Source organism: Bacillus licheniformis DSM 13 = ATCC 14580, assembly GCF_000011645.1.
GTDB lineage: Bacteria > Bacillota > Bacilli > Bacillales > Bacillaceae > Bacillus > Bacillus licheniformis.
Genome location: NC_006270.3, coordinates 1,144,753 through 1,160,342, shown reverse-complemented (window position 1 = coordinate 1,160,342; position 15,590 = coordinate 1,144,753). Strand labels below are relative to the sequence as shown.

Annotated in this window: 16 protein-coding genes; 7 read left to right on the top strand and 9 right to left on the bottom strand. The window is 47.2% G+C overall.

The genetic code is table 11. The annotated features are described in order from the left end of the window. Position 1 precedes the first annotated feature (1 nt). Positions 2-796, bottom strand: coding sequence for a molybdate ABC transporter substrate-binding protein (modA, locus tag TRNA_RS27245; protein WP_011197742.1), 795 nt, complete (start codon positions 794-796; stop codon positions 2-4). Between the two features lie 203 nt (positions 797-999). On the opposite strand from modA, the gene TRNA_RS27240 reads away from it, so the two are divergent. From TRNA_RS27240 to TRNA_RS27215, 6 genes are all read left to right on the top strand, one after another. Beyond that, positions 1,000-1,440, top strand: coding sequence for a ferritin-like domain-containing protein (locus TRNA_RS27240; protein WP_009328902.1), 441 nt, complete (start codon positions 1,000-1,002; stop codon positions 1,438-1,440). A 122-nt stretch (positions 1,441-1,562) separates the two neighbouring features. Further along, on the top strand, positions 1,563-2,204 hold the full coding sequence (locus tag TRNA_RS27235) for a response regulator transcription factor (protein ID WP_044051832.1): 642 nt from the start codon (positions 1,563-1,565) through the stop codon (positions 2,202-2,204). Continuing rightward, on the top strand, positions 2,201-3,568 hold the full coding sequence (locus tag TRNA_RS27230; protein WP_011197741.1) for a sensor histidine kinase: 1,368 nt from the start codon (positions 2,201-2,203) through the stop codon (positions 3,566-3,568). The genes TRNA_RS27235 and TRNA_RS27230 overlap by 4 nt, the downstream gene beginning before the upstream one ends. An 82-nt stretch (positions 3,569-3,650) precedes the next feature. Next, positions 3,651-4,892 carry a cell wall-binding repeat 2 family protein gene (locus TRNA_RS27225; protein WP_011197740.1) on the top strand — a complete coding sequence of 414 codons (1,242 nt, stop codon included), beginning with the start codon at positions 3,651-3,653 and terminating at the stop codon, positions 4,890-4,892. A 235-nt stretch (positions 4,893-5,127) separates the two neighbouring features. Beyond that, complete coding sequence (locus tag TRNA_RS27220; RefSeq protein WP_009328906.1) at positions 5,128-5,682, top strand: MFS transporter; 555 nt, start codon at positions 5,128-5,130, stop codon at positions 5,680-5,682. Between the two features lie 51 nt (positions 5,683-5,733). Beyond that, a complete protein-coding gene (locus TRNA_RS27215) occupies positions 5,734-7,353 on the top strand; it encodes an AMP-binding protein (protein ID WP_009328907.1) in 1,620 nt (539 codons plus the stop codon). 43 nt (positions 7,354-7,396) lie between these two features. Here the strand turns inward: TRNA_RS27215 and TRNA_RS27210 are convergent, their stop codons facing one another. Genes TRNA_RS27210 through TRNA_RS27200 form a run of 3 tightly spaced genes read right to left on the bottom strand, consistent with a single transcriptional unit; the run spans position 7,397 to position 8,490 of the window. Continuing rightward, a complete protein-coding gene (locus tag TRNA_RS27210; protein ID WP_003180413.1) occupies positions 7,397-7,966 on the bottom strand; it encodes a manganese catalase family protein in 570 nt (189 codons plus the stop codon). 21 nt (positions 7,967-7,987) lie between these two features. Further along, a complete protein-coding gene (locus TRNA_RS27205; RefSeq protein WP_003180412.1) occupies positions 7,988-8,251 on the bottom strand; it encodes a spore coat protein CotJB in 264 nt (87 codons plus the stop codon). Between the two features lie 5 nt (positions 8,252-8,256). Further along, positions 8,257-8,490, bottom strand: coding sequence for a spore coat associated protein CotJA (locus TRNA_RS27200; RefSeq protein WP_009328908.1), 234 nt, complete (start codon positions 8,488-8,490; stop codon positions 8,257-8,259). Between the two features lie 210 nt (positions 8,491-8,700). On the opposite strand from TRNA_RS27200, the gene TRNA_RS27195 reads away from it, so the two are divergent. Then, positions 8,701-9,855 (top strand): AbrB family transcriptional regulator, encoded by a 1,155-nt coding sequence (locus TRNA_RS27195; protein WP_003180408.1) that lies wholly within the window; start codon positions 8,701-8,703, stop codon positions 9,853-9,855. A 24-nt stretch (positions 9,856-9,879) separates the two neighbouring features. Here the strand turns inward: TRNA_RS27195 and melA are convergent, their stop codons facing one another. The 5 genes from melA to TRNA_RS27170 all read right to left on the bottom strand — a co-directional run bounded on the left by melA (position 9,880) and on the right by TRNA_RS27170 (position 15,410). Next, a complete protein-coding gene (melA, locus tag TRNA_RS27190; protein WP_003180406.1) occupies positions 9,880-11,178 on the bottom strand; it encodes an alpha-galactosidase MelA in 1,299 nt (432 codons plus the stop codon). Between the two features lie 30 nt (positions 11,179-11,208). Next, entirely contained in the window at positions 11,209-12,039 is an 831-nt protein-coding gene (locus TRNA_RS27185; RefSeq protein ID WP_003180403.1) for a carbohydrate ABC transporter permease, read from the bottom strand. Further along, positions 12,040-12,963, bottom strand: a complete 924-nt coding sequence (locus tag TRNA_RS27180) for a carbohydrate ABC transporter permease (protein ID WP_011197738.1) — start codon at positions 12,961-12,963, stop codon at positions 12,040-12,042. Positions 12,964-13,005: 42 nt separating this feature from the next. Further along, positions 13,006-14,259, bottom strand: coding sequence for an ABC transporter substrate-binding protein (locus TRNA_RS27175; protein ID WP_009328911.1), 1,254 nt, complete (start codon positions 14,257-14,259; stop codon positions 13,006-13,008). A gap of 113 nt (positions 14,260-14,372) precedes the next feature. Further along, positions 14,373-15,410, bottom strand: a complete 1,038-nt coding sequence (locus tag TRNA_RS27170) for a LacI family DNA-binding transcriptional regulator (protein WP_011197737.1) — start codon at positions 15,408-15,410, stop codon at positions 14,373-14,375. Between the last annotated feature and the right edge of the window lie 180 nt (positions 15,411-15,590).

Below are 15,590 nucleotides of genomic sequence, written 5' to 3'. Positions count from 1 at the left end.
GTCAGCCCTTCTTAAATCCGTACTTTTCCATCGCCTTGACGGCTTGGTCGCTTTGCAGGAATTGATAAAATTCCTCAGACTGTTCCCTGTGCTTTGTATTTTTCACAATTCCGAGCGGATAGACAATCGGTGTATGCAGATCGCTTTTCGCCGTCTCTACGGTCTCGACCTGATCTGATGAAAGGGCGTCCGTCCGGTAAACGATTCCGGCATCCGCGTTGCCTGTTTCGATATAAGAAAGGACCTGCCTTACATCTTTGCTGTAGACGACTTTAGATTGCACTTTAGACCATACGTCAAGGTTCGTCAACGTTTCTTTTGCGTATTTTCCGGCTGGCACTGATTCAGGTTTGCCGATCGCAATTTTTTCGACTTTGTCATCCGCCAAATCCTTGAAGCTGTTGACATGCTGACTTTTTCCTTTCGGCACGATCAGCACCAGACTGTTTTCGACCAGCTTGACAGAGTCTTTTTTGTCAATTAACCCTTGATCAACTACTCTATTAAATTTGTCTTCAGCGGCAGAAAAAAACAAATCAGCCGGAGCGCCCTGTTCGATCTGCTGCTGCAATGCACCCGATGAACCAAAATTAAACTTTATAGAGACATTCGGATGGTCTTTCTCATAGACGGAGGAAAGTTCTGTTAAAACATCCTTGAGACTCGCAGCCGCGGAAACCGTAATTTGAACTTTTTCAGACTGCCCCTTGGCTGATCCCCCTTTTTCCGCTTGGCAGCCGGCGAACAAAACAACCGACGTCAATACAGCTATGACCGTCAATATTGCCTTTTTCAATAGTCTCACTCCATTTTGATATGTATGTCACCATTCGGCACTAACAACCATTTTACGTCAAACTTCATTTTTTTAAAATAGATTGCGCTCTCCCCACACCATTTTGCCACATGTCCGAGATGCGCCCTTCCAGTAGGCACATGCAAGCTTCGACTTACATATAATGACAGGACGGCAAAATATAAGATATTGAGGTGAAAAACATGTGGTATGTTCAGCCGTATCATCCCGCCTATCCCGCCAGGCAAAACAACAGGCTGATCAAAGATCTAGAAAAAGCGGTAAACGGAGAGCACAGTGCGGTCGTCTGCTACCAAAAAATCGCACAAAAGGCCCCGGATGCTGAGGCAAAACAGCAAATTTTAGAAATCAGACAGGACGAAATCCGCCACTTTAATGCGTTCCTGGCATTTTATACGTCTCTTGCCGGCCGAAAGCCTGACATTTCCATTACGGAGCCTTGTCCGGAACAGTATTGGAACGCGCTGGAGTCCGCATTAAAAGACGAGCAGGAAACGGTTGATTTTTATTTGGACATCGCAGACTATGTCAAAGACCGGGCGATACGGGATGCGTTCAAGCGGGCGGCAGCTGACGAACAAAACCATGCAGTCTGGTTTTTATACTTCTTGTCAAAGAGGTGATTCAGTTCGTTCCGCCTTGATCAATATACCCTTATAGGGTATATTTTTAAAATAGCGGACTTATATTTTGACTAAAGAGGTGCTAGACATTGAACGTGCTGCTTGTCGATGATGAAAACCGGATGCTCGATCTGCTGGAGCTTTATTTAGAGCATTATTCGTGCACAAAAGCCGCCACCGGAAAAGAAGCCCTGGACTTAATAAAAATGCGCAATTTCGATCTTGTCATCCTCGATATCATGATGCCTGAAATGGACGGATGGACGGTTTGCAAAGAGATCCGAAGATTGACAAGCATTCCGGTTATCATGCTGACGGCAAAAAACGGGCAGGATGATATTGTACGAGGCCTGAACTGCGGTGCAGACGATTATTTAACAAAGCCGTTCAGCGAAAAAGTGCTGCTTGCCAAAATAGAAGCCGTCCTGCGCAGAACCCGCCGATTTCATGAAATCAGGTTCCGCGGTTTAATCTGGAATAAACAGCATCATACCCTGCATGTCAATCACCGTGAAATCAGCATTACGCCAAGTGAATTCGATCTGCTTGGAACACTCTTAGACCATATGGATCAAGTGCTTTCGAGAGACCAATTGATTGAGAACATCTGGGGATTCAACTCTGATATCGAGCCCCGCACCATCGATTCGCACATGAGAAATTTGCGGCACCGATTGAAAAAAGCGGGCTTTCCGGTTGAAGACCATCTCCGGACCGTCTACGGCGTCGGCTACAAATGGACAAGCAAAGGAACCGGAGCATGAAAAAGATTTCATTTGAGCTCGCAGGTTCATTTTTCGTTTTAATCCTTTTCATCGAAGCCGTCCTTTTTGCCGCGCTGTATACAACGATTGTCAACACGAGAATAAACGAAGAAATAAGCGCGCTTCAACTAAGAGGCAACAGCCACAGAGACGTCCTCGAAAAGCATTTTGACAAAAGGACGATAGACCACGTCACCCTGATGGAGACTGAAGCCCGGACAAACGTGATCATCACGGACCAAAACAGACGCGTATTGGCGCAGTCTGCCCCGGGAGACATGACGGAACACCTTCATTTCGAAGAACAGAACATCCCGAGGAACGGGACCGCTTTATCTTCCCATTGGAATACATCAAAGTACATTTGTACGATCAGTCCGATCATGAACGGACGGGAAACGGCCGGCTACGTCTTCATGTATTTGGAGACCTCCTCGATAAAAGCCTTGGTGGCAAGCATTACGAAGCGGTTTTTCCTCAGCTTCGGCTTAACCGGCGTCTTAACGGTCGCAGCTATTCTTTGGTTCAGCCGTGTTTTAGCGAAGCCGATTATTAAACTGAAGGAGGCAACCGAAAGCATCAAAAACGGTCAAGCTTCGATTCCGCTTGATATCAAAAGGAATGATGAACTCGGAGAGCTCGCCGCATCAATCGAAAGCCTTTCCTCAAATCTCAGCAGGCTTCAAAAAGAGCGAAACGATTTTCTGTCAAGCGTCGCCCATGAGCTGCGGACTCCGATCACATATATAAAAGGCTACACAGATGTCGCGATGAGAGATAAGCTCGAACCGCAAGCCAGAAATCAGTACTTGTCGATCATCAAAGAGGAAGCGGACAATTTAAACACCCTTGTTGACGATTTATTTTTGCTGACAAAACTGAAACAGCCCGGATTTCAAATCAATAAGAAACAGGTTCACCTTTACACATTCGTGAAAAAAGAAATTCAGAAAGCGGCGGTCGCTTTTTCGGAAAAGCGAATCAGCGTTTCGTTCGACATCCCGACGGATCTTTATGTCACAGTCGACGAGGTCCGCTTTTCACAAGTGATCTCAAATTTGCTGAACAACGCCCGCCAATACTCCGATCCTGAATCAACAGCGGCCGTCACCGCATCAAAATTGGAGGACCAGGTCAAGATTACGGTAGCGGATGAAGGCTGCGGCATTCCGGAAGAAGAACGGGATTATATATTTGAGCGCTTTTACCGGATCGATAAATCGAGGTCCAGACAAACCGGCGGTACCGGGCTGGGTCTGGCCATCGTGAAAGAAATCGTCGAGCTTCATGGCGGTCAGATTGCAGCGAAAAACAGAACCCCGAAAGGAAGCGAATTTATCATCACGCTGCCTTCCGATGTGTAACAATGTCGAGATGTCTGCACCAGTTTTGCACATTTCCCGGGTATACTACTCAGTAATCTGAACCAAAAAGGGGGAAAACACAATGAAATTGAGATTCGGTTTACTTTTTGTCATGCTTGTTTTCGCGCTTCCGCTTGCGGCATGCCAAAATTCCGGCTCGGGAAACACTGGCGGACATGAGGAGCATCATACAAAGGATCATTCGGAGATGAAAGAAAAAGACGCTGATTCTCTTCCGAGTGATTTCAATAAGCGGGCCGAAGAGGGGCTCCTGGTGAAAAACACAAAGAACTCGACAAGGCTTGACGCGAATACACCAGAAGACATGAGCATCAAAACCTCTCAAACGATATGGCCGGCCACTCATAAACAAAACAGGCCGGGCGCAGTGATTCTAGTTTCGGGCGGATCATGGCAGACAGCTCTTGCATCAGCAGATTTGATCCATCATCCAAATAACGGGCCTGTTTTAATCGCGGAAAAAGGGAAAATCTCCGGGCAAATTCAGAATGAAATCAAACGCTTGAACCCGACGGGCACTTCAGACGGGACGCAAATCATGGCTGTCGGAGAATTTGATTCAAAAGCGCTTCAAGCTTTGAACACTTTTAAAATAAAAGAGCTCAAAGGGAAGAACGCGGCTGATCTGGCAAAAGAGATTGACAAAGAATACGCGGAGGCAGCCGGTGAATATCCGAAAAGCGTCATCATCGGATCATCCGAGGATGATGCAGAACTTTATTCGCTCCCGGCTGTAAACTGGATCGCCCACATGCCTGAGCCGATCCTGTACGTGAACAAAAAAGGCATTCCCGAAGAGACGGCTGAAGCATTAAAGAAAAGGGACGCCAAAGCAAACATCTATATTCTCGGCCCTAAAAAAGCGGTTTCGGAAAAAACGGAGAATGCATTAAAGGAATACGGAACAGTCAAAAGAATTTCCGGAGACACTCCTGTCGCAAATTCGATTGCATTTGCGAAATTCAGGGATAAGAACACCGGCTTTGGCTGGGGCATCACAGATCCGGGACACGGACTATCCTTTGCATCAACCGCTGCGCCCGAGCTTGCGCTTGCCGGAGCGCCATTTTCCCATTTGGGAAAACACGCTCCCCTGCTTTTACTCAAAAATGGACAGGCAGACAGCACACTATACAGCTATCTGTCCGAGATCGAGCCTTCATTTCATGACAGGCCGCAAGACGGCCCATACAACCATGCATTCATTCTCGGGTCAGAAAATGAGATTTCATTTCGGACACAAGGCATTCTTGATGGCATATTGGAAATTAAGTCTGCGGATGGAGGACATTCCGGTCATTAAGAGACACAATGGAGGGGCTCTTAAAGTAGAGCCTCTTTTTTGTACCAGACGCCGTAAAAAGAATCCACCCTTCTTCATTCAGCACAATGCCTTGAATAGCTACCCCCGCTTTGACGCGTATATTGTTTTGATAGAGCGGAACTGGCAGTCAAAAAAGCAATAGGAGCTTTTCGAGAGGGAAAATCTTCTTTCCGCAAAAAAGGTATTACTTCAACACCGTCCTGTTCTGCCCTTGATGTTCTTGTCGGTTCCCGTCAGCCTGTTCTATGCTCAGCTGGAGTCCAACTACCGCCTTTATCTCGAAACTCTTTTTGACGATTTCCTATTCACCTTGACTGTTTATACAGTGTGCCGCGCCCTTCTTAGCATTACGATGCAAATTCCGCTCGTCAAATGGACGGAAGGACTGAACATCAAAACGATCGTTTCCATATCATACGTATGCTACGCTGTGGCAGCGATTGGTTTCGCTTTTTCTTCATCGATCTTTTGGCTGCTTTCGACTGCGGTTTTATTTACGGCGGCAGAAAGCATGCTTCTGAATCACATGCAAACCTTTGTCTCGCGCCTTGCTCCCAATCATATACGGGGCGGATATTTTGCATTTTTCGGCCCGCATTGGGATATTTCCCGGACAATTGGACCTTTTTTAGGCGGGATGATCTTCATCAAGTTCGGCGGGGCAGCGCTTTTTCTTGCCATTGCAGGGATCATGGCTCTCGGGGGGATTGCACAATATCGAGCAGTGTCCCGGTTAAAAAAACTAGTCCTTTATAGTACCTGGTACTAGAACAAAGTGCTATAATGGAAACAGATTTTATTCGGGAGGCAAGGAGGCACTATGGTTACATTAAAAAAACAAACGATCGGCGGGCTTTTAAAATCAACCGCCGGCCGGTTTCCGAATCATGAAGCGGTTGTATATTCTGAGCTCGATTTAAGATACTCGTATCAGGAGCTTGTTGAAGAAACTTCTAAAATTGCAAAAGGGCTGCTCGCGCTCGGCATTCAAAAAGGGGAGCATGTCGCCATCTGGGCATCCAATATTCCGGAATGGATTCTGCTCCAGTTTGCTACGGCAAGAATCGGCGCTGTGCTCGTCACCGTCAATACGAGCTATCAGGCGAGAGAACTCGAGTACTTATTGGAACATTCCGATTCCACCACCCTCTTTCTGATGGACGGCTACAAAGGAACATCCTATATCAATATGATCGATGAGATCATGAAAAATCCTGAAAAGCTGCCGAAGCTGAAAAATCTCGTCTACCTTGGCAAGAACGAGACCCCTGAACATATGACGGCTTTTGCCGAGATCGCTAAAATGGGCGAAACGGTCTCTGATGCCGACCTTTTTGAACGAGAGCAGTCACTCACACACGATGATGTGATTAATATGCAGTATACGTCGGGAACGACCGGCTTTCCAAAAGGTGTTATGCTGACTCACTACAATATCGTCAACAATGCGGCGATCGTTGCCGACAGAATGGGGCTGACGAGCGAAGACAGGCTGTGCATCCCGGTTCCTCTTTTTCATTGCTTCGGCTGTGTGTTAAGCACGCTTGCCTGCGTCGCGTCAGGCGCGGCCATGCTGCCAATCATCGAATTCAAGCCGGACATCGTCCTGCAAACGGTCGAAAAAGAAAGATGTACAGGGCTGCAGGGTGTACCGACAATGTTTATCGCCGAGCTCACCCACCCCGATTTCGCAAACTATGACCTCTCTTCTCTGCGGACCGGGATCATGGCAGGCTCCCCGTGCCCTAGAGAAGTCATGAAAAAAGTGATGAAGCAAATGAATATGACGGATATCACAATCGCATACGGACAGACGGAGTCTTCACCCGTGATTACGCAGACAACCGTCACCGACACGATCGAACGCCGCGTCGAGACCGTCGGAAAAGTGCATCCGCATGTAGAAATGAAAATCGTCGATCCTGACACCGGGGAAACGCTCGGCCCGGATGAGCAGGGCGAACTGTGCACAAGAGGATACCTCGTCATGAAAGGCTACTATAAAATGGATGAAGCCACAAAAAAGGCCATCGATGAAGACGGCTGGCTCCATACCGGAGATTTGGCAGAAATGGACCGGGACGGATACGTGAGGATTACCGGGCGCTTAAAAGATATGATCGTCCGCGGCGGGGAAAACATTTACCCGCGTGAAATAGAGGAATTCCTTTATGAACATGAGGATATTGTCGATGTACAGGTTGTCGGCGTTCCGGATGAAAAGTACGGGGAAAAAACGGCTGCCTTTATTAAATGCAGGCCGGGCAAAAAGCTGACGCTCGAAGACGTCAGAGATTTTTGCAAAGGACAGCTTTCGTATTATAAAATTCCGGAGTACGTATTTCTGATCGACGAATACCCGCTGACCGCATCCGGAAAAGTTCAAAAATATGTGCTGCGCGACCGCGCAGCAGAACTGCTTGCGAGCCCGGTGCAGTAAATAAAAAGCCGAAAATACGGTCGTATTTTCGGCTTTTTGCTGTTTAAAACACTTTTTTACGGTCGCGCTCTTCCTTCAAAATTTCGACAGCTTCGCGGAAGCGCTGTGAATGAACGATTTCCCTTTCCCGTAAAAACGCCAGCCCGTCATTTAAATCCGGATCATCCGACATGTCAATCAGCCATTGATACGTAGCCCTCGCTTTTTCTTCAGCCGCTATATCTTCATATAAATCGGCAATCGGATCGCCTTTTGCCTGGATGTATGTAGCGGTGAACGGAACGCCGGCAGCGTTATGATAAAACAGGGCTTTGTCATGGTCTGCGTAATGATCGCCGAGCCCGGCTTCCTTCATCTGCTCGGGCGTCGCGTCTTTTGTTAATTTATATACCATCGTGGCAATCATTTCAAGGTGAGCAAACTCTTCCGTACCGATGTCCGTCAGCAGTCCGACGACTTTATCGGGTATGCTGTAGCGCTGGTTCAAATAGCGAAGCGCCGCAGCCAATTCGCCGTCCGCTCCGCCGTATTGCTCAATCAAAAATTTGGCAAGTCTCGGATTGCATTCTCTCACCCTAACAGGATACTGCAGTTTTTTCTCATAAAGCCACATGAACCTGACTCCCTTCCTCTATTAAACTTGCCATGGCCAAGGACTTCTTTTCCAGCTCCAATAGGATTCCGTCTGATCCGGGCTTCCTTGAATCAAAGGGCCGTATTTTGATTCAAACTTCGCTTTCAGTTTTCTGGAAAATCCGGCATACTGGTTGTATTGTTTGATGGCATCGGTATCATCGGGATGTGTGTCAAGGTATAGCATCAGCTCAACGATGACAAAATCAACAGCCTGAATTTCATGAAGCCTTTTATAATAGTCTTGCGGTAAAGAGTTCGTCACCCTCCTTACCTCCCATCTTCATACGGATTTTCATAATGATCGTAAAATACGGGCCAAAGCGTCCCTTTTTGCAGCGCCTCCATCGGGGAAAACTGCGGAAGGCCGCGGGGCTGAAAACCTAGATATAGATTTGGAGGGGTTCTGTAGTATCTTTTGCCGATCGGCGGACACGGATCAAAGGCGCTGTGAAACGGGCGATACGATTTGACTTTGGTGAATGATTCCTTGGGATGTTTCATATCGGTTCACCTCTATTTATGATCAATCTAATTTAATGTATTCATATATTCGATCTGTTATGTTCAAAAATAAACGATTAGTTTTTCTTATTAATCTTTTAAATAAATTCGTATTTTACCAATCACTAAAATTATTATATAGTAATATATAGAAATACTTTACTTAGTGAACAAAATGATTCCGCAGTAAACAGGAAGAAGGTTTTTCATTTGAGGGAAAAAAGAGATTTCCTTCGGGATATATTATTGATATTGATCAGCAGTTTTGGGGGATTTCTTCTCTCATTGACCGGCATGACAATCGGCTGGATGGTCGGAACAATGACCGCCGCCGCTTGTCTGTCGCTGTTTCGCCCGTCACCGTTGAAAGCGGCGGTCAGACAAAACGGCATCCACCATGGATGGCTTCAGTTCGGCCAAATGCTATTGGGAATTGAGCTTGGCCAAAAAATCAACATGTCTGTGATTTCGATCTTTAAGGAAAATTGGCTGATTGTCGGCGTCATGCTTCTCCTTTCCGTCGTGTTCGCCATGCTGTCGGGCTTTGTCTTGTGGAGATTCAGCAAGACAGATATGCTGACGAGCTTTGTGGGAACGGCTCCCGGCGGGCTTTCCGCGATGCCGGGCATCGCTCAGGAAGTCGGAGCGAACACGGCAATCGTCAGTCTCGTGCAGATGATACGTGTTCTTCTCGTCGTCATGACCATTCCCTTTTTCGTTTTTTTCATAAATGCGAAGCATCCCGACGCCCATGCTGCCGGCAGCCAAGTGATGGCCGCGGGAACATCGGCATTTGAAGCGCCTCATATCGCATGGACTGCGTTGATCGTGCTGGGCGGATTCGGGGTATGCAAAGCTATGAAAGCACTGCGGTTTCCTGCGCCATGGCTGCTCGGAAGCATGACCGGCGCGGCCGTTCTGCAAATCGCGGGCGCCTCAATGACCGGACTCAGCACAACCGCCTGGTGGCCCCACGGCTTTTCAGTGCTGTCGCAAATTTGTCTCGGCGCAACGATCGGTTCAAAGATCAGCAAAGATATGTTTATCGGCGTCAGAAAAACGCTGATCGTCGCACTTGCCAGCTCCGTCGGACTGATCATTGCAATGATTTTAAGCGCCGCCGTCACCGCCAAAGCGGCAGGCATTTCGCTGACAACGGCCATATTGGCGTTTGCTCCGGGAGGAATCGCAGAAATGGCGACAACGTCTGTCACGCTTCACGCCGACTCTACGTTCGTCGTCGCTGTCCAAGTGTTGAGGGTGGTGCTCGTGATCGCAATGCTTCCTCCATTCTTCCGATTGCTTCATCAAAAATCGGAAAAATATACACACCCTCGCGTGAAAAAAGCCAGAGTTGAAGGCTGATCCCTTCGCTCAGGCTTTATTTTTTTATTCAAATTCCGGCAGCCAGTCGCCGTGTGCTTCGATCAATTCATCGCACATGCTTACGATATCATCCATCGATAATTCCGCAGCCGTATGCGGATCAAGCAATGCAGCATGGTAAATGTGCTCTTTTCTTTTTGTTGTTGCCGCTTCAATCGTTAACAGCTGTGTATTGATATTGGTGCGATTTAAAGCAGCCAGCTGTTCTGGCAGCTCGCCCGCGTAGCACGGAGTGATCCGGTTCCGCTCAGCGACGCACGTCACTTCGACGACGGCTTTTTCCGGAAGATTTGTAATCAATCCTTTATTCAAGACATTACCGCCGAATGTAAACGGCTGGCCGGTTTCCATCGCTTCTATGATTCTTGAGCCGTATTCGTTTGACCGCTCGTGGGTTAAATGCCGATTGCCGACGATTTCGCCGCGCATCTTTTCCCAATTTTGAATCTGCTTCTCGCACCTTCTCAAATATTCGTCAATCGGGATATTCAGTTCTTCAATCAGTTCGGGATAACGGCTTTTAATAAAATAAGGGTGGTACTCCGCGTTATGTTCGGACGATTCGGTCACATAGTAGCCGAATTTATCCATCAGTTCAAACCTGACCATGTCACCATGTTTCGTTTTCTGTTTTTCTTTTGCCCGCTTTTTAATTTCTGGATACAAGTCTCTTCCGTCTTGCTTGACTTCAAGAAGCCAGGCCATATGATTGATGCCGGCGATTTTTTCTTCGATTCGTTCATGCTTCATGCCGAGGGATTTGAAAAGATCTTTTGTGCATACTTGAACGCTGTGGCAGAGACCGACCGTTTTCACGTCCGTGTAGCGGAGAAGCGCACCGGTTAAAGAAGCCATCGGGTTTGTGTAATTTAAGAGCCAGGCGTCGGGCGCCGCGCTTTCGATGTCTTTTGCCATATCCAATAAAACGGGAATCGTCCGCAGCGCCCTGAATATCCCGCCGATTCCGACCGTATCGGCAATCGTCTGCTTGAGGCCGTATTTTTTCGGAATCTCAAAATCGATGACTGTGCCCGGTTTATAGCCGCCGACCTGAATGGCATTGATCACGTATTTCGCTCCCGCCAAAGCTTCCTTTCTGTCGTCATAGGCGCGGATCGATACCGTGTCATTATAGCGGTTTTTTAAATGCTCAAGCATATCTTTAGATTCTTTGAGGCGCTTCGGATCGATATCATACAAAGCAAATTCAAATCCGTTGACCGCCGGAACCATCAGACAGTCCCCCAGCACATTTTTCGCAAAAATTGTGCTTCCAGCTCCGATAAAAGCAATTTTAGTCATTCATATCTTCCTTTCCCCGTGAAATTTTCGCTAGCCTTTTAGCGCTCCTGCTGATAATCCTTTTATAAAGTACTTTTGCAGGAATAAAAATAGAATCGTCATCGGCAGCATCGCCATCAGCGAAGCCGCGGCCACCAAGTGCAGGTTGTTCGCATTTTGCCCAAAGAAGCCGGCAATCGCTACAGTCAAAGTCTGCACACTTTTGTCTTGAAGGAAAAAGATCGAAAACTGATAGTCGTTCCAGATGAATACGCAGGCAATAATGCAAATCGTCGCAGTCACCGGCTTTAATAAAGGAAAGACGATTCTGAAGAAAATCCCCGCCGTGCTCGCCCCGTCGATTCTCGCAGCCTCTTCAAGCTCTTTCGGAATCGTCGACCGGATAAATCCGGCATACAAAAAAATCGTCAAGGGCATATAAGCCGCCGTATTATTCAATATCGCGATTTCAAGCGTATTCAGCATGCCAAGCTCCACCACCATTTTGTATAAAGGAACCATGGATGTCAGCGGCGGAATGATCATAATGCCGATAAACAGGAAGTAAACGGCTTGATTGAGCTTTGTTCTGCGCCTGGCGAGCGGATATGCCGCCAGAGAGCCGATCACAATGAGCAGAGCCGCCGAAGCAAAAGTGATCACAGCAGTATTGAAAAACGAGCCGGCCAGACCTGCTTTATCCCATGCTTCTGCAAAATTACCGAGGCTGATTTCGTCCGGGAACTTCCATTTTGAACTGAAATCTCCCTTTGCTTTCAGCGCCGTCGTCAGCAAAATATAAAACGGAATCAGGTGAAAAACGGTAATCCATGCAGCCAGCAAAGTCCACAGCGCCCGTTTCTTTTTCTCTTGGCGATTCATCTAGGCTTCGACCTCCTTGCGCTTAAAATAGATGAGAGCCGTAAAGCTGATTAGCAGTATCAACACCGCCATGAAAACCCCCTGAGCGGCTGCATAGCCGGCATCCTGCCTCTTAAAATACAGATCGTACATAAAAGTCGACATCGATTGCGAAGCATTTCCCGGACCGCCGCCTGTCAGCGCTAAAATGACATCAAACAGCTTCAGTCCGCCGATGATATTGATTACCATGTTGATCGTGACAGAAGGCATCAACAGCGGCAGCGTAATCTTCCAAAATTGCTGAAAACCGCTTGCTCCGTCGATTTGCGCCGCTTCATAAAAATCTTTCGGAACGCTTCCGAGACCTGCTAAATAAATGACCATCGCTATACCGACAAACTGATAGGAATTGACAAATACGATGATCCACGGATTGATTTCCGGGCTGCTCAAGGCGTTGACAGGACCTGCTCCAAATAGTTTCAGCAAATCGTTCAAGGCGCCTCCTTCATAGGAGAAGAAGAAGTACCAGATATACCCCATGATCAGCGGGCTGATGATGACGGGCAAATAGACAACCGTTCTTGTCAGCGCTTTCATTTTGATGCTTTTAAACAGCAGGAGGGCATAGAGAAGACCGATGACATTCTGGAAAACCGTACTGCCCAATCCGTACAGGAGGGTGTTTTTGACGACAAGCCATGTCGCCGGGTCGGCCAGCATCCGTTTATATTGGGCAAAGCCGATCCAGTCATACGACTGTGAGAAACCGTTCCAGTTCGTGAACGTGATTTTAATGCCGCTCGCAAACGGATAAATCATAAAGACGGATACAAGCGCCAAGGCGGGAAGATACATCCACCAGAGCGATCCATTTTTCCTCACATATCTCCTTTTACTTTTCACAATAGTCAGACTTTTTTCTTTAGCTAATTCGCTCATCATTTCACCCTTCTTTTTTTATCATGATGATAACGATCCTTTCTATTGTTCTTGTAATCTGCTGTATTCCTGTTTCATTTTTTCCGATACCTGCTTCGGCGTTAACGTACCGGCCAATAGTTCCTGTCCCGTCGTTCCCATGACGTCCCACATTCCGCTCGGGAGATAGACGCGGTCAAAGTACGGTTCGATTTTGATTTCTTCATATTGATCATAAAACTTAGAATAGTAGTTTTCAGCTTCTGTGTTGGTTAATGCCTGAGGAAATGAGGTGGCTTCGGCGATCTTTTTCACGTATTTGGGCTGTGCGGCGAATTCGATAAACCGCTTTGCTTCTTCGAGGTGTTCTGAGTCTTTCCAGACAGCAACGGTATGGCGCTCTCCTCCAATCCAGCTCGGTTTGTCGCCTTCATAAACGGCAGGCGTCGGCATCACGCCTAACTGGATATCTGGATTGACTTCCCTCGTATCAGGGCCGATCGACGTGACTGAGAGGGTAAAACCGATTTTTTCCTGCGCCATCAATTCGACCAATTGCGACGGTTTTGCCGTCAGGATATCTTTATTGATCAATTGCTTTTCCTGCATCTCTTTAAAGGTTTCTGCGAGAAGTGTGTAGTCGGACCAGTCGAATGTGCCGTTTTCCAAAGCTTTTTTTTCATTGCGGCGATCATCTGTGATGAGCAGCGGGGTGGCAAGCTGATCATAAAACTGAGCTAAAGCGCCTTTATCTGAACCGGCAAACCAAAAAGGAATGACGCTCCCGTTGCTTTTTTCTTTGATCGTTTCCAGCGCATGCATCAGTTCGTCCAACGTCTGCGGAGGCTTGAGACCGTATTTCTTCAAGAGACCGGCATTGTAGACGATCCCGTCTTTTGCCTGATTGAAAGGGTAGGCATATACTTTGCCTTTTTCATCCTTCAAAATCGGATCGAGGTTTGGATCGAGATGCTTCACCCAATCCATGTCTTTTAAATCAGCAGTGTATTCCCCGTAGCGGATCTTCGCCCAGCCGTGCGTATCGAACAAATCAGGCATGTCATTTGCCGCCATTTTGACGCGCAGCATATTTTCATAGTCCGGGCCGGGAAAGCTGATATCGATCTTGATGCCTTCATTTTCTTTTTCAAAATCATCTGCGATGCTTCTGAGCGTGTTTTTTTCACTGTCGTTTGTCATTGTCGAAAACATTGTGAGCGTGACATCTCCGCTCTTTCCGGCATTCTTTCCGGAGCAGCCCGCAAGTATTGCAGACAAAATGATCAGGAGAACAAAAGAGAAAATGATTTTTTTCATCAATTTCACTCCAATTATGATATTTTAATGGTGAATAAAAAGCGCTTTCATTTTTTACTGGAATTTAGTAAATCCATTTGCGTCACCTCCTTGGAAAGCGCCTTATTCTACCATTAGCTCCGTTTGCTGAATCCGCAGCTTTCCCGAATAATCAGCTCTGAAGGTACGGTCACTTTCAGCGGCAGTTCCCTTCCTTTCAGTCTGTCGAGCAGCAGCTTCACACCCGTCCGGCCCATCTCTTCTGTATGAACCTTTACGGTTGTCAATGGCGGATTAGCAAATTCGGACGCTTCAATGCCGTTGAAGCTGACGATTGCAACATCTTCGGGAACCTTGAGTCCCGATTCTCGAAGCGCCCGGAGCGCGCCGATGGCCATTGAATCGCTGGCGATAAAAAAAGCTTCGGGAACGTTTTTCTCTAAAAGCGCTTTTTTCATCAGTTCATAGCCTTGCTGCATCGAATACTCGCCGATATAAATGTGCTTTGCGTTATCCGAACCGGCCATCTCCAGAAACGCAGTCAGACGTTTGTCTTCGATTTCAATGGCGCTTGTCTCCTGATCGCTGATTCGAAAGTGCTCTTTTTCTCTTCCGCCGATATAACCGATCCTTGTATAGCCGAGCGATTTCAAATGGTTCAGCGCCCTCCCCGTAGCCTTCTCAAAATCTACGACAACCGAGTCGCGCAGCTCTTCATTGTCTGTATGGTTGATGTACACGACGTTGTTGAGCGCGCCCATGCACTGCTGCAAACCGGCAAAGTTGATCCTTCCGATGACGATTAAGCCGTCGACATCGCCTACAGGCTGATTCGAGCGGATGCTGCTCAGCTGAATAAATTTCGTAATAAACGCTCCTCTTTCAAAACACTCACTTTCAATTCCCTGCCTGATGGAATAAAAGTACGGATCGTTCAGCTCTTCTTCCTGTGATTGGCAGACAACAATGCCGATGCGCGGGCTTTCCCCGCTTCCTGAGGCATATACCTCGCGGCGCCTGCGCGTGCTTTTATAGCCGAGCCGGGCTGCTATATCCAAAATCCGCTGCCTTGTTTCAGGCGCTACTGATAATGACTGGTCATGGTTCAGAACCCTTGAAACCGTTGTGCTTGATACTTTAGCCTGAAGCGCAATCTCTTTAATCGTCGCCATTTTCATCCCGTCCTGTCTTTGGAATCCGTATTCACTAAACTTTACTAAAAAAATCATAACAAACAAGGTAAAAGTTTTCAATATTAAAAAAAATAAGTTTTTTCAATCGCGATCTTTTTGGACTTCTCTAGATCCGGCTGCTGTTCCTGAAGTGCTTATAAATCGGATTAAGAGTCTATT